The 15835-nt window shown below is 35.4% G+C and carries 12 protein-coding genes and 1 tRNA gene; 2 read left to right on the forward strand and 11 right to left on the reverse strand.

Annotation, left to right across the window (positions count from 1 at the left end):
• Nucleotides 1-19: 19 nt before the first annotated feature.
• From KXJ69_RS01950 to KXJ69_RS02000, 11 genes are all read right to left on the reverse strand, one after another.
• Nucleotides 20-1273, reverse strand: coding sequence for a hemolysin family protein (locus KXJ69_RS01950; RefSeq protein ID WP_219050737.1), 1254 nt, complete (start codon nt 1271-1273; stop codon nt 20-22).
• Nucleotides 1274-1474 carry a hypothetical protein gene (locus KXJ69_RS01955; protein WP_219050738.1) on the reverse strand — a complete coding sequence of 67 codons (201 nt, stop codon included), beginning with the start codon at nt 1472-1474 and terminating at the stop codon, nt 1274-1276.
• The gene (lptC, locus tag KXJ69_RS01960) at nt 1464-2042 is read right to left on the reverse strand and encodes an LPS export ABC transporter periplasmic protein LptC (RefSeq protein WP_219050740.1); all 579 of its coding nucleotides are present in this window, start codon (nt 2040-2042) and stop codon (nt 1464-1466) included. The genes KXJ69_RS01955 and lptC overlap by 11 nt, the downstream gene beginning before the upstream one ends.
• A gap of 1 nt (nt 2043) precedes the next feature.
• Entirely contained in the window at nt 2044-3399 is a 1356-nt protein-coding gene (locus KXJ69_RS01965; protein ID WP_255571152.1) for a tetratricopeptide repeat protein, read from the reverse strand.
• A 19-nt stretch (nt 3400-3418) separates the two neighbouring features.
• Entirely contained in the window at nt 3419-4657 is a 1239-nt protein-coding gene (gene bamG, locus KXJ69_RS01970) for a BamG family beta-barrel-assembly machinery protein (protein ID WP_255571153.1), read from the reverse strand.
• A complete protein-coding gene (locus KXJ69_RS01975) occupies nt 4654-5388 on the reverse strand; it encodes a type III pantothenate kinase (protein ID WP_219050744.1) in 735 nt (244 codons plus the stop codon). Before KXJ69_RS01975 ends, bamG begins: the two co-directional genes overlap by 4 nt.
• A 109-nt stretch (nt 5389-5497) precedes the next feature.
• Nucleotides 5498-5570, reverse strand: a tRNA-Phe gene (locus tag KXJ69_RS01980).
• Between the two features lie 71 nt (nt 5571-5641).
• A complete protein-coding gene (locus KXJ69_RS01985) occupies nt 5642-6544 on the reverse strand; it encodes a carbohydrate kinase family protein (RefSeq protein WP_219050747.1) in 903 nt (300 codons plus the stop codon).
• Nucleotides 6534-7880: a sugar porter family MFS transporter gene (locus KXJ69_RS01990; RefSeq protein ID WP_219050750.1), complete on the reverse strand. Its 1347-nt coding sequence runs from the start codon at nt 7878-7880 to the stop codon at nt 6534-6536. Before KXJ69_RS01990 ends, KXJ69_RS01985 begins: the two co-directional genes overlap by 11 nt.
• Complete coding sequence (locus KXJ69_RS01995) at nt 7870-9426, reverse strand: glycoside hydrolase family 32 protein (protein WP_219050752.1); 1557 nt, start codon at nt 9424-9426, stop codon at nt 7870-7872. Before KXJ69_RS01995 ends, KXJ69_RS01990 begins: the two co-directional genes overlap by 11 nt.
• A gap of 72 nt (nt 9427-9498) precedes the next feature.
• Nucleotides 9499-10518: a LacI family DNA-binding transcriptional regulator gene (locus tag KXJ69_RS02000; RefSeq protein WP_219050754.1), complete on the reverse strand. Its 1020-nt coding sequence runs from the start codon at nt 10516-10518 to the stop codon at nt 9499-9501.
• 574 nt (nt 10519-11092) lie between these two features.
• On the opposite strand from KXJ69_RS02000, the gene KXJ69_RS02005 reads away from it, so the two are divergent.
• Together KXJ69_RS02005 and KXJ69_RS02010 are read left to right on the forward strand one after the other, a co-directional pair.
• Nucleotides 11093-14212: a SusC/RagA family TonB-linked outer membrane protein gene (locus KXJ69_RS02005; RefSeq protein ID WP_219050757.1), complete on the forward strand. Its 3120-nt coding sequence runs from the start codon at nt 11093-11095 to the stop codon at nt 14210-14212.
• 11 nt (nt 14213-14223) lie between these two features.
• Nucleotides 14224-15774: a RagB/SusD family nutrient uptake outer membrane protein gene (locus KXJ69_RS02010; RefSeq protein ID WP_219050759.1), complete on the forward strand. Its 1551-nt coding sequence runs from the start codon at nt 14224-14226 to the stop codon at nt 15772-15774.
• The last annotated feature ends 61 nt before the right edge of the window (nt 15775-15835 follow it).

Here is a 15835-nt window from a genome sequence, read left to right on the forward strand (position 1 = left end):
AATAGGGATTTTTTTAAAATCAGTTTTGCGATAGCTTTTTTAACTCAACTAGCTCAATCTTAGTGCTTGATACTTCTAAAATTTTAAAAGAATATCCATCAATATCTACCGTTTCATTCTGTTCTGGAATTTCTTCGGTAAAGTTAACGATAAGCCCTCCTAAAGTTTCATAATTTTCGCCTTCGGGAAGATCAAATTTATATTCTTCATTTAGATAATCTACTTCTAGGCGTGCAGAAAATTTATAATGGTCTGGTCCTAGTTCTTCCTCCATTAATTCTACAGAGTCGTGTTCGTCTTCAATCTCCCCAAAGAGTTCTTCAATAATATCTTCGACGGTTATTAAACCTGCCGTCCCACCATACTCATCTATAACTACAGCAATACTTTTTCGCTTTCTAGTTAAGATATTAAGTACATCTTTTGCCCAAATAGTTTCAGGAACAAAAACCACAGGCATCAATACTTTTTTTATGGTTGAAGGGTTTTTAAACAGTTCAAAACTATGGACATACCCCATAATATCATCGATATTATCTTTATACACCAAGATTTTTGAAAGCCCCGTTTCTGTAAATATTTTACCCAATTCTTTGGGTGTTGTTTCGACGTCCACCGCAATAATTTCGGTACGTGGAATCATCACCTCTCTTGCTTTTACTTCGGAAAACTCTAAAGCATTCTGAAAGATTTGAATTTCGGTATCCAATTCATCTCGCTGTTCAAAACTTTCCATTTGTTCAGTAATATAATTACCCAATTCTACTTTACTGAAACTTAATTGTACAGCATCGCCTTCGGTTTTAAAAAACACTTTTAAGACCAAATCTGATATCCAAATAATGAATTCGGAAATTACCGAAAATAATACATAAAACAGATAGCCAGGAAGTGCAAATATTTTTACCAATTGGTTAGCATATATCTGAAAAAATACCTTTGGAAGAAACTCTGCTGTTAGTAAAATAATAATTGTAGAGATTACTGTTTGCAACAACAAACCAGCAATACCATCTATGGGAATGGCACGCATTAAAACATCTCCCATAAAAAAACCATACACTACCAAAGCAATATTATTCCCCACCAGCATGGTGGCAATAAATTTTGAAGGGCGTTTCGTAATCTTTTTTAAGATCGTAGCAAGAAAGTTGTTTTGCTTTTTTTCAATTTCAATATGGATTTTATTGGCCGAAACATAGGCAATTTCCATTCCTGAAAAGAAAGCCGAAAAGAGTAAAGAAAGTACAATAATAAGTATGGAATAGTCCATTTATTGGTCTTGATTTCGTTTTTCTATGTTTTTTCTAAACTTACGTTTAAAGAAAAACATAAAAATAGCAACTACGCCAAAGAAAACAAAGATATAAGCACGTTCTCTATTTGTATCCCAATTGGTAATAACCAAATAGGCAGAAAATAATGCCATGGCAATGTATGCAAATTCGAAAAAGCGGTAAATTTTATTGCCCATTAGGAGTGTCGTTTTGTTTTTGATCTATTAGTTGAACACCATCGTTCTTTCGTGACAAAAATACGGTAAAATCTTCATTTGCATCAAATCGAGCTCCATCATTAAATGAACCATCGCTAAAAGTGATTCTATAGGGCTGGTCTGTAAATACCCATTTGTTGTTTTGATCCCAGTACAATTGTTGTGCATTCAATACATTACCATCGGCCGTGGTTAACACCACATTTTCTCTAAGGTCTACAATTCCTGTTTCATTAAAGCGTATGGCATAATCTGAAATAACAGTACTTTTTTTGTCTTCATCAAAAAAATGAACTTCAATGCCCTCAGGAAACTCTTGGTATGAAAATTCCAAATTTGAATAATCTAGAAGTTTCGGCGCCATCAAATTGGTTACAACCTTACCAGAGTCTGTGTAAAAAAGATTTACATCTACTCCTTCTGATGAAGGCATACCATCCTTTAAATTTAGCTTTTGAACATTTTGATAATTTCCTTCACATGCAAAAAGCGTGATCGTTATAAAAATAACTACCACGCTTTTAAAACTATAAAGGCTTTTATTCATGTTATAGATTAGGAACTCTCACGCTTCCACCAACCCAACAACTAAATGAAATTGTTTGTCCTGCTTTACCAGCGCTGAAAATATCACTTTTACTAGGTGCTCTTTGCATATAACTGCTGGCTGCATCTCTAGCAGTAGAAGCAATAGAACCGTCTACTCTAGCTGCTTTATTTGCCATTTCTGCAGCTTTCCAATTGATTGCTCTTTTTTCGAAGGGTGTATTTCCACAATCATTAGAACTTTGAGCATACATTTGAGCTATTTTTAAATAACATACTCCAAAAGATGGTTTTTGCTCAACAGCCTTTAAATAATAGCTTCTTGCACTACTAAAGCTTCCTTTTTTACGATAATCTTCAGCTATAGTGTAAAGGTATTTTGCTTTATCATTAGGATTCGTTTCCAACTGAACTGCTTGATCGTAGTATTTTCTTGCTTCGCTTCCTTTTCCATCCTTTTCTGCGAGTCTCCCTAAATAGAAAGCAGATTTCGCTGAAGGATCTAATCTGTGTAACTGTTGAACCATTTGAAAGAACAATGAAGTTTCACAATCTTTTGCATTTAGCTTTCCAGCGGCACTTCGTAACCAAGCTACATCATTTTTGCGAGCTTCAAAATTTCTCTCATATAAAGGAATAAGATTATCACAATCCGCAATAGAACCTAATTTAGCATCCACACTTCCTTTAATTTGACCGTAGTAGCCTACATTTTTTTCGTAAGCTTCAAGCTTATCCTGTTCTTTTTTAGTAAGTGTTGCTCCATTTTCTTGCTTATCTAATAATTGAGTAAGCTTTTCTGCATAATTTCCTTCTTCTTTTTCAATCTTTCCTTGGATAATATCATAAAGATCAAAAACCTCCTGAATATCTTTTTGTCCCTCATCAAATAAATCTTTTGCTAAAGAAAAATAAGTATAAATTCTTTTTGGACTTGTAAAGTTTTCTTCATCTCTCTTAAAAGCCTTGTCAAAAGCCTTAAATTGCTCCATCTTTGTACCAATACCATTATCATAGCGTATTTGTGCAATATCGGACAAGATATCTCCTTCTTTACTTTTACTAGCATAATACTTTAAACGTAAATCGTATGCTTTTTCAAGATCGGTAATTTTACTCTTATCTCCTTTCTCGATAAAATATTCGAACATCTTTACAGCATATTGATAGGTAGCCAAGCTGTATTGAGGACAATCATTGATTACTTTTTCATAATGTGGTAGAGCCGCTTCATAATTTTTTGCTTTCGCAGGCTCAATAAATAATGAGGCAGTAGTTACACAAGGATCCTGTGCTTGTACTTTTCCAAAAAAGGAGAAAGCTATTACTGCAAAAATTAAAGTAACTTTCGTTTTCATCTTGTTAGTGTTTATCGTATTAATCATAAAGTCTTTTTTCAAACCATTTATCATTTAAGGAAAGGCTAATAAAGATATTAAAAAAAGATTCTTCAACCAGCCCATTGTTCTTTGTTCCTCTTTTCCCTAGTTCTAATCCAAGGTTAATATTGGAGAACGTTCTTCCCATTGGTAATCCCAATCCAAAAGATATGCCAAACTCATTAATAGACTCACTATTAATATTAAGCCCAGTTTGCTCAAAACGGAATCCACCTCTATAAACAACTCTTTTCCAATAACTTGAAAAAGAATTGTATTCTGGAATATAAAAACCTCCTATTCTAAATTTAGAGGCATCTTCAAATATAACGTTTTCCAATTCAAAAGTCCTATTGGTAAGGTTACTAGTTTTTTGAGTTGAAAACTCTCCTCCTATAAACCAGTTTTTAGGCGCTCCAATTCCAGCACCCAACGTAATTTGGGATGGAAAGGTAAAATCTGTATCCTCAACTGTAATTTCCCGTAAATCAATATCTGCCGTATTACCATTCCCCAGGACTAAAAAGGTAGAAAGGGTTCTTCCATTTTCCGATTTAAAATCTGTTTCGGGAGTATAGGTAAGGGAAGACATAAATTCTAGTTTCTCAGAAACCTTCTTCTTATAAAGGGCACCAAGATTAAAGCTAAATCCTTTTAAATCTGATCGGTTTATTTCTTTGGTCCCTAATTGTATATCTTCTTGTGTAGAAAGTGTAGTGTTTTCAATGTTTCCAAAGTCATAGTTTGCTTCTAGTCCAATACTTAATTCTGGTGTTATTTCATATCCTAAAGCGAAAAATGCTTTATTAAGCCCTCCCTCTCCAGAATATTGGGTTGTGGTAGGACCATTTGTGTTTTCCAATTTATATCCTGTAGAAGTATAGGGTATTAATCCAAAGCTTGCTCCAAATTTTCCCATGGGGATACCAATGGCGAGATAATCTAAAGTAGTTGTGGTTGCTTTTTGGCTTTCTTCTGAAGTAGCTATCGTATTCACTCGGTGGCTTCCTGAAATAGAATAATTTACCAAACGTAGTCCCGCAATCCCAGCTGGATTTTGAATATTAATGTGGATACTATCTGAGTAAACCCCTATGCCACCCATACTCCTATTTTCTACTGTCCCCTTAAATTTTAGGTTTCCTATTCCAAAAAAAGAATATGGAGACGTGGTACCTTGCTGTGCTACAGAAAGGGTGGTAATTAAAAGAGCAATACCTATTAAAAAGTGCTTCAAAATGAGTCTTTGTTAATTTCTAAAATGTGATTTAATCCTTCTAATAGAAAATTTGAGTTGGCAAAGATGTCATTTTTTATGCTATCTAGCAAAAAATGAGTGTCACCTCCTGTTAAAATTGTTGTTAAATCTGAAAATTCTGTCTTATATGCCGAAATAAATCCCTCTATTTCATTCACAACGCCAATTACAACGCCCACATTCATAGAAGATTGCGTTGAGTTTCCAATTAATTTTTCAGGGTTCTTTTTCTCTATTAAAGGTAGATTGGCTGTAAAGGTATTCATAGCCTTATATCTCATGGATATCCCAGGAGAAATGGCACCGCCTAGATATTCATTCTTAGCGTTTAAAAAATCATAGGTAATACAACTACCTGCGTCAATTATTAATACATTTTTTTTTGGAAATTGAAACGCCGCCGCACTTACCAAAGCAATTCTATCTACCCCCAACGTTGTAGGAGTTTCATATTTATTGATAAAGGGAAGTTTTGAAGCATGAGAAAGTGTATGCACTTCCATCTGATTTTTTAATAATGAAAGATGTTCTTCTGCAAAATTTCCAACGGAAGAAACTATTGCATGGTTCAAATTTGGAAATGCTTTTTGCAGCGATTTTAATTGCGACGGAAAATCCTCCACAGATACTGCTTTTTTTTCAACTAGCTTTTCTTTATCAAAAACAGCTAGTTTTAAAAAACTATTCCCAACATCTACTATTACATTCATGTATTGGCTTTGTTGTTGCTAAAAATACAATTTGTTCCCACGATACTTTGTTAAGAGGGTATTAAATTGCTAAAAAGCAAAAACCCAAGCAAAATTGCTTGGGTTTTTGTGGTACCTCCAGGAATCGAACCAGGGACACACGGATTTTCAGTCCGTTGCTCTACCAACTGAGCTAAGGTACCTGCTTAAAGCGGGTGCAAATATAAATTTATTTTAGCTTTCCCAAAACAAAAATATAAAATTATCCAACTTTTTAGCTTTTCGATGTTCTTATTAAATTTTGCACCTCAGTTTCAGAGAGTTTACAATTGGCTCCAGCCTTTGAAGCCACTAGTGCACCAACAGCACAAGCCCTTTCTAATGCCACTGAAGGATGGGTTTTATTTATAAAAATTTCGCCAACTAAAGTTGCCAAAAAAGAATCGCCGGCCCCTACTGTGTCTTCAACATTTACTTTTACACCTTTGTGTTCGCAAAATTCATTCTCCAAAAATAGAAAAGCACCCTTTTCTCCTTTGGTGACACAAATTCCCTTTAAATTCATTTTACGTATCAACCAAAAAGCCTTTTCTTCAAGACCAACCAATGGGCATTGAAGCATGTTAGCTATTTCTTCTAGTTCTTCATCATTCACCTTTACAAAATTCGATTTTTCTAAGAGATAAATTAGTAGTTCTTTAGAATAAAAAGGAGGTCTCAAATTAACATCAAAGACCGAAAAATTGGAAGTATCTATCAACTTATAAAGCGAATCTCTACTCACTTTATTTCTACAAGCCAAGCTTCCAAATAAAAAAACTTTAGCATTTTTTACTAGCTCCTCTGTCACACTGTTATATTCAATGGCATCCCAAGCGACAGGCTGGGTAATAGAATAAGTTGCAGAGCCTTGATCGTTTAACGAAACTAAAACTTCTCCAGTTTGTAAGCTATCATCTATCTGAATTCCTTCGATAGGGAAACTTTCCCTTTTAAGATATTCTAAAGCGTTTTTACCATTGTCATCATCACCTAATCTACTTATTATACCTACTGAATGTCCTTGACTATGTAATCGTAAAGCTACATTTAGAGGAGCGCCTCCAATCACTTTTTTTGTTGGAAAAACATCCCAAAGTATTTCTCCAAAGCATACGATGTCTTGATTACTCTTCATTAGGCACCAATTGTTTTTCTAAATCTTCTAAGGAGACTCCTTTGGTTTCTGGCATGACAAATAATACCCATATAAATTGAAAAACCATCATGATAGCAAAGAAAAGGAACATACTTCCAGCTCCAATTTTTGCAATTAAAAGTGGCACTGAAGAAGGAATTATAAAAGCCAATATCCAGTGTGTCGATGTGCCTATAGATTGTCCATAAGAACGCACGTGGTTTGGAAAAATTTCAGAAATATATACCCAAATTACTGCTCCTTGTCCTATGGCATGGGCTCCTATAAATACAAATAAGGAAATGGGAACAATCATTCCTGTCCATCCGTTAAAAAATGCCAAGGCCACAAAAGTTAAGGAAGCAATGTAACCAATGGAGCCAATGATCATAAGTTTTCTTCGTCCAAGTCTATCTATTAAATACATCCCTAATAGGGTAAAGATTAAATTGGCAACTCCTATACCAATGCTACCAAGCAATGCCGCTTGGTTGGCTAGACCCGCCTCTTCAAAAATTCGCTTGGAATAGTATAAAAAAGCATTTATTCCCGAAAATTGATTAAAAAAAGCAATGGCAAAAGCCAATAAAATGATGCGTTTGTATTTTTTTTGAAAAACCGTCTCTTTACTATGACCGCTTTCTGCTTCCATGATTTTTGCAATGGCCACATCTGGGTCAATATCTGGGTTAATTAAAGCAATCACTTTTAATGCCTCCTCCTTCCTATCCTTTATAAGTAACCAGCGAGGACTTTTGGGGACTCCCATTACCATGAGTGTATAGATAATGGCAGGGACAGCTTCTATGCCTATCATCCATCGCCAAGCATTTTCAGAAACTACATAGGTACTAATTAAGTAATTGGAAACGAAGGCGACTAGGATACCAAATACAATATTAAATTGATAGGAAGCTACCAGTTTGCCACGGTTTTTAGGCGAAGCAATTTCTGCAATATAGGCAGGTGCGGCTATAGTTGATGCCCCCACTCCTAATCCTCCTAAAAAACGGAAGAACGCAAACAGCCAAGGATCATTGGAAAGTCCCGAACCTAATGCAGAAACTGTGTAAAAAATACCAATCCAAATTAAGGTGTTTTTACGACCCAATTTATTGGTTGGGAACCCTCCAAAGAGTGCCCCAAAAATGGTTCCGAATAAGGCAGAGCCCACTACTATATATCCGTGAAAATTGTCGTTGCTTCCAAATAGCGTATAATCTTTCCAAAGTTCCTGAAGCGTTTGTTCAGCTCCGCTTATCACAATAGTGTCAAACCCAAAAAGGAATCCTGCCAAGGCCACTGTAATGGACCAAAAAAATATTTTAATTTTCATTCCAAATGGATTTTATATTGTTGATTACTAAATTCGAAATAACAGCGCCTTCTGCACCAGAAATGTCTAGCTTAGTATAGACTTTCTTTGGAAAAATTTGATTGGTAAAAACATATTTCCCTTTATCGATGAATACTTCCACCGAAGATTGATCGATTATAATTTTTACCTCAACTCCTTTATCGATTGGCATATAGGGTTGTGACTGAATTTCTTTTCCGAAGGAGTCTTCAAAATCAACTATACCAGAACCGGTCCTGTCGAATAAAATTTTATTTTCTTTTGGATTAAAGGCTAAGGAAACTTTTTCAGAAAGACTGTTCCTCACTGAAACTGTAATTTCATCTTTAAAATTCATGGTGAAGGAAATTTCTTTATGATTTAAATTTTCAGCCTCCCATTCAAATGGCGCATCCAAAGTAATTGCATTAATTTCCTTCTCAAGTTTTTTGAGTTTATTGAAGTTAGCAATGGGATAGTTTTTTAAAAAGTATCCAGATTCATCCTTATCCAAAGTCAACTTTCTCGGAAGGGTCATAGCACTTCGCCAAACCTCAGTAGGTGTATCGCGTGCATAATTCCAGTTACTCATCCATCCAATAAAAAGGCGATCCTTGTTGGGAACATTATTATAGGTAACCCCTGCATAGTTATCCATGCCGTAATCAAGCCATTTTATATCTTCATGATTTGTAGTAAAGTTGGTGCCATCAAACTCCCCCACAAAATATTGGGTGCCAGAGCCACCGTTAGGAGCACCAGGGTTAATACTAATAAGCAAGACCCATTTTTCTTCCTCCGTTTCACCCACTTTTAGTTTAAATAAGTCTGGGCATTCCCAAACGCCTCCATGTGCTCCCTTGTCTTTTCCAAATTCACTCATCAATTCCCAATCTTTTAGATTTGGAGATTTGTAAAATTTTGCATGGTCTCCTGCTACTAAAATCATCACCCATTGAGAAGTGCTTTCATCCCAAAACACTTTAGGGTCTCTAAAATCTTTAATCCCGTCATTAACAATAACAGGGTTTCCTTCATATTTTGTCCAAGTATCCCCGTTATCAAGGCTATAAGCGATTCCCTGCGTTTGAAAATCTTTACGCCCTGCCTTTTCCCCTTCCATTAAATGGTATGTAAAAATGGCCACTAAAGGAGGGTTTTCTTTGGTTCCAAAACCTGAAGAATTATTTGAATCCACAACGGCACTTCCCGAGAATATGAGTCCCAATTCGTCCGGATATAAAGCAATAGGTTTATGGTCCCAATGAATCATGTCTTTACTAGTTGCATGTCCCCAATGCATAGGACCCCATACGATATCCTCTGGATAATATTGGTAAAAAAGATGATACACTCCGTCGTTATAAACCAAGCCATTAGGATCGTTCATCCATTTTTCTTGAGGCGTAAAATGAAATTGAGGTCTAAAGGGTTCTGAATAGCTATTTTCTGAAATTGTTTCAACAGGAATAGCTTCGTTTGCTTTGTTTGCATCTTTACAAGAAAAGAGAATTACCGAAAAAATGATGAGGAAGTATTTAGTCATCTTGAGAAATAAATTTTGTTAAATATAATTTATTTCAGCAACTAATTTAGATGAACTTATGGAAGTGTTGATTTACTTTGTGGAATTTCTCTTAATAACGTAAGTATCCAAAACCACCGTTTTAGGCTCGAATGGAACACCTTTCTTTTTGGCTTTCATTTCTTTGTAGAGAAGTTTAAAACTTTTTTTACCCATTTCAAAACCAGGTTGGTCCACTGTGCTTAAAGAAGGGGTAATCGCTTGGGATAAAAACCAATTGCTAAAGCCCATAATTGAAATATCGTCTGGAACTTTAATTCCTTTTTCATTAAATACGGCTATAGCACCTGTAGCGGCCATATCTGTGATGGCAAAAATTCCATCCACATCTTTTTTATCTTTTAATAATTGAAGTGCGGCTCTTCTTCCATCTTCATAATCCACATTCTCACAAAGATATACCAATGACGAATCGTATGGAAGCCCATGGTCTTCTAGTGCTTTTTTGTATCCTAAAAATCGGTCAATTGAATTTTGAGGCTGTAGGGCGCCTCTAAAATGAGCTATCTTTTTACAACCAGAATCGATTAAATGTTTTGTGGCCTCATACGCAGCCTTGCGATCATTAATAATAATTTTCGAGCAATTAACCATTTTTGAAATCTTATCGAACATAACCAAAGGAATATCATGACTCTGTAGTTCTTTTAAGTGAGCAATGTCAATACTCTTATTTGCTAATGACATCATGACGCCATCTACCCTTTTACGGATTAAAAGATCTATTTGTTTTTTTTCAAGCTTGTAAGATTCGTTGGATTGAAGAATTATAACAAGATATCCTTTTTTTTCTGCTTGCTCGATGATGCCGTTTACAACGCTAGAAAAAAAGTGATGGACCACTTCAGGAATAATAAGCCCTACCGTTTTAGATTCCTTAGTCCTCAAATTAACAGCAAAAACATTGGGCTTGTAATTTAGCCTTTTGGCTTCTTCCTTTACGCGCTCCTTTGTGCTTTTACTGACGTCTGAATAGTTTTTTAAAGCTTTTGAAACCGTGGTTATAGAAATACCCAGATTCTCGGCAATTTGTTTTAAGGTTACTTCTCTCATTAAGAAATTATTGTGTTGTTAGCAGACGCTGAAATATCAAAAGTATCCAAAAATAATCTTTTATTGACAATAAAACTTTTACGAAATAAAAAATCGAAAACGTTTTCGCCTGTTAAAATGGTGATTTTGTTGTGAATTTTTTAACAAATCAAAAAAAATAAATGAAATTAGCCCAACGAAAATTTTACAATTTAATAAGGTTTTCATAATTAAAGTCAAGTATTTGTTTGTTAAACCAGCTTGCCTTTTCAGCAAAATAGATTGACATTTTGTAAGAGCCAATTGGGTTAAAATAAGCGAAATATTTTACTCAATTGTATCAAAGGTAAGTAGGATTATTTTAAATCAATCCCCTTTATAACAACAAAGCTTAAAAAAGACATTAAGTTTTGAAGGGTGCGAAATTGGAATTAGCTATTTTTAAAGGGGATTGATTTATTTTTTGAAGATGTATAAAAAACAATAAAAATTTAGTTTTCTATGATGCAGGATAACTCCTGAAATCTTGGAAAATTATTGTATATTTCATAATTATTTATTAACATTAAAAATTAACTTTTAAACCTAAAATTATATGAAAAACAAACTACTAACTAAACTTTTGTTGCTCCCATTATTTATACTAATGGGTAGTTCCGCATTAGCGCAAATTACTGTTGGTGGAAATGTATCTGATGCTAACGGGCCTGTTCCTGGAGTAAACGTTATTGTTAAAGGGACGTCAAACGGAGCACAATCAGACTTTGATGGTAACTATTCTCTTGATAATGTTGCCACTGATGCTGTGCTAGTTTTTAGCTATATTGGATACACCACTCAAGAGGTTTCAGTTAACGGAAAATCAACTGTTAATGTATTTTTACAGGAAGATGTTGAGTCACTTGCCGAAGTTGTAGTAATTGGTTACGGTACAACTACTGTAAGAGATGCTACTGGTTCTGTTACGGCTGTAACCTCTGAGGATTTTAACCAAGGGGTAATTACATCGCCAGAACAATTAATACAAGGTAAGACCGCAGGGGTACAAATTTCACAAAGCAGTGGTGAGCCTGGAGCGGGTATTGACATCCGTATTCGAGGTGCTAACTCAGTTAGATCTAACAACAATCCATTGTTTGTAGTAGATGGTATTCCACTATCTGGTGGAAACACATCTGCAGAAGGAGCAAATATTGGGGTTGGTACTACAGCCTCTAAAAACCCTTTAAGTTTCCTTAACCCTAATGACATTGAAAGCATAAGTATCCTAAAAGATGCTTCTGCAACTGCTATTTACGGTTCTAGAGGTGCAAATGGGGTTGTGTTTATTACCACAAAATCTGGTAAAGGTGCACGTGGTAGTTCATGGGACTTTTCTTCAAATTTGAGTATTGCATCTGTTCCAAAAAAGTATGACTTACTTTCTGGAGATGAATTTCTAGAACAAACCGAGCTTGCTGGATTTAATGTTTCAGAAAAAGATTTTGGTTCAAATACAGATTGGCAAGATTATATTTTCAGAACTTCAGCTTCAACTAACAATGACTTATCGTATTCGAACAACTATGGTAGTGGTAACTTAAGAGCTACCTTTGGATATGGTAAAACTTTTGGAGTTGTTGAGAATAGTGATTTAGAAAGAATCACGGGTCGTTTAAATATGAATCACAGATTATTGAACAATAAACTTAAATTAGGTTTACAATCTTCAATTTCTCGTGTTAATGACGAAACTGCTCCACTTGGTGGAAGTGCAGGATTTAGAGGAGATTTAATCGGTGCTGCTTATTCAGCCAACCCAACTTGGCCAACAAATCCTGATTTTGATGGTACTGGAGGTCTTTTAAGTCCAGCAACGGCTTTAGCTTATACTCAGAATATTTCTAACACGAACCGTGCTTTAGTAAATTTCTCTGCAGAATATGCTATTATCCCAGAACTTTCGGCTAAAATTAACTTAGGTTATGATACTTCTGAATCAACAAGAACAGCTGTTGCCTCTGGAAGAGCAAGAAATTTTGACCAAGGAGCTTTTGGTAATGGTATTGGTGCTATTAATGACCTTAATACCGAAAGTAAACTTCTTGAAGCTACACTTAACTACAAAAAAGATTTCTCAAACTCATCTTTAGATGTTCTTGTAGGGTATTCATTCCAAGATTTCCAAAGAGATGGAAGAAATATAAGTGGATGGGGATTCTTTACAGAGGATATGAATGAAATGGGTGAAGACCTTGAAAACACAGCAAATAGAATTGAAGATAATATCACTGGAGATTATCAACAATACGGATATGCAGGAAATATTTCTGATGGTATTTTTGTAAACAGATTATTCCCAGAGCCATCTACAGATTTTATCGTAGGTCTTGGTAATCTAGGGGTTAAATCTTTATTTGTTGACACTTTTGATAATACCGATGAAATTCAATCGTATTTTGGTAGAATTAACTACTCAATCGCAGACAAGTATTTATTTACAGGAACAGTTAGAGCAGATGGTTCATCAAGATTTGGAGAGGATAACCAATATGGTATCTTCCCTTCTGGAGCGTTTGCTTGGAAAATCAATAATGAAGATTTTGTAGGAGATTCAGTTTCAACTTTAAAACTTCGTTTAGGTTATGGTATTACTGGTAACCAAGAAGGTCTAGGATACGGAAACTTTACCCAAAGACAACGTTACGCTGGAGGAGATGTAATTAGTGATGGTGGTGAAATCAACATTCCTGGTATTGTGGATGTATCATTCCCTAATCCTGAATTAAAATGGGAAGAAACAACTCAATACGGAGTAGGTCTAGACTTTGGATTTAACGATGACAGATTTACTGGAACAGTTGATGTATACAGAAAAGAAACAACAGACTTGTTATTTAATGTATTAGCAGCTCAGCCTTCTGTACAACCATTCTTATTCTTAAACTTACCTGATTCAAAAGTTGTAAACGAAGGAATTGAATTCTCTCTTGCTTATGATATTATTGACGGGGAGGATATTTCCTGGAATGCTGGATTTAATGTGGCTTACAACAAGAACATGGTTGAAGAATTACAAGGAGAATTTAACGCAGGTACTATCCGTGGACAAGGATTGTCTTTAGCATTTGCTCAAAAGCTTCAAGCTGGACAACCTTTATTCTCTTATTTTTTAAGAGAGTTTGAAGGATTTGATCCTGCAACTGGACAACCAATCCAAACAGACGTTCAAGAGTTTGTGGATAAAAGTGCTTTACCAGATTTAACTGGAGGATTTTCTACATCTTTCTCTTATAAAAACTGGACCGCTTCTACTTACTTTGCTGGACAATTTGGACACTACATCTACAATAACACAGCTAATGCATTCTTTACGGCTGGTGCTTTTAGAGGAGGTAGAAATGTACCTTTAGATGTATTAACGACTGGAGAATCTTTTGATGCAGCAGCAGATGTTTCTACAAGATTCTTAGAGAGCGGAGACTTTATACGTATGCAAAATGCTACTGTTAGCTATGCTTGGCCTTTAAAAGAAGATGCTTTCTTCTCAAACTTAGTTTTATCAGTAACAGGTCAAAACCTATTTGTAATTACAGATTACACAGGTCTTGATCCAGAAGTAAGCTCTTCACCTGCAGGTGCAGACTTACTTAATGGTTTACCTGTTTTTGGTATTGACTATGCATCTTTCCCAAGACCAAGAACTTTCACATTAGGATTTAATGCTAAATTTTAAAAAAAATGAATATGAAAAAAAGATTTTATAACTACTTAAAACCAATTTTTACAATTGCGTTTTTATCTATAATTACTGTATCATGTACAGACCTAGCAATTGAAGAAACTGATTCAATTATTGCTGAAGGATCTGTAGTATTTGAAGGAGTAGCAGATGTAGATGCTTCTATTACAAACCTTTATAATGATACTTATGGACAACTAGGAGATCAAGCAAATTTCTTTGCTTTGAACGAAGTTTCTACAGATGAAACTCTAGTACCAACAAGAGGAACCGACTGGGGTGATAATGGAATTTGGAGAACACTTCACTCTCATACTTGGAGTGCTACTCACCAATATATCCTTTCCACTTGGAATAACTTAAACCAAAATGTTTTGAGAGCATCTCAAATCATTGACCCTTTAAGTGGTCCAACTGCAGCCCAAGAAGCTGATGCTCGTTTCTTAAGAGCATTTAGTATGTACTTTGTATTGGATATGTGGGGTGTTGCTCCATATAGAAACCCAACAGATGGAGCCGATGTGAATCCTTCTGTTCTTTCTGCCCAAGAAGCCTATGATTTTGTTGTTAATGACCTAGAAACTGCTATTCCTAATTTACCCGCGAATGGCCCAAGTGAGAGTAACAATAGAGCTACAAAAGCAGCTGCTAATTTTCTTTTAGCAAAAGTTATTTTGAATTCTGAAAGATATACTGGCAGCGCGCCTAACTATCAAAGAGTAGTGGATCTTGTTGACGCAATCGCTGCAGATGGTTATGCATTACAAGCAGGTTATTTTGATTTATTCGAGCAAACTCTGGATAACGAAACTATTTGGTTCGCAAATACAGGTGTTGGAAATAGAATATGGAATGGATTACACTATAACCAAAACTCTCCAGATAACACTGGGGGTGGATGGAATGGTTTCTCAACCTTAGCTGAATTTTACGATAGTTTTGAAGGTGATCCAAATAGCAACTACGTTGGAGATAATCAAGAAGAAAGAAGAGGATGGGTGCCAGATGCATCTAATGCCAATTCAGATAACTTAGGTATTGGCTACGGATTCCTAATTGGACAACAATACAATGAGGATGGTTCAATATTAAATGATAGAACAGGTGAGCCACTTGTTTTCACTAAAGAAATGCCAGGACTTTCTGGAAATGGTGAAAACACTGGTGTTCGTATTATAAAATATCACCCAGGTGGAGAAGGTGGTTCATTTAGAGGACACGAAATCGTATTCCGTTATGCAGATGCTCATTTAATGAAAGCAGAAGCTATGATGAGAATGGGAGGAAGCGCAACAACTTTAGTTAACGAACTAAGAACTCTTAGAGGAGCAACTCCACTAGGAAGTGTATCTGAAGCAGATATGCTTGCTGAAAGAGGGCGTGAACTTTATGTAGAATTCTGGAGAAGAAACGATATGTTACGTTTTGGACAGTTTACTAGAAACTGGGAATTTAAGAATGAGGCTTCTGTTGGAGATCCAACTTGGAACCTTTATCCTATTCCAGTTAACGCATTACTTTCTAACCCTAACTTGGTTCAGAATCCTGGTTACTAATTTTAACCAGAAGCAAACTATAAAAGGTCGCCTAAATGGCGACCTTTTTGTTTAAAGTACT

Source organism: Halomarinibacterium sedimenti (assembly GCF_019312585.1).
Classification (GTDB): domain Bacteria; phylum Bacteroidota; class Bacteroidia; order Flavobacteriales; family Flavobacteriaceae; genus Halomarinibacterium; species Halomarinibacterium sedimenti.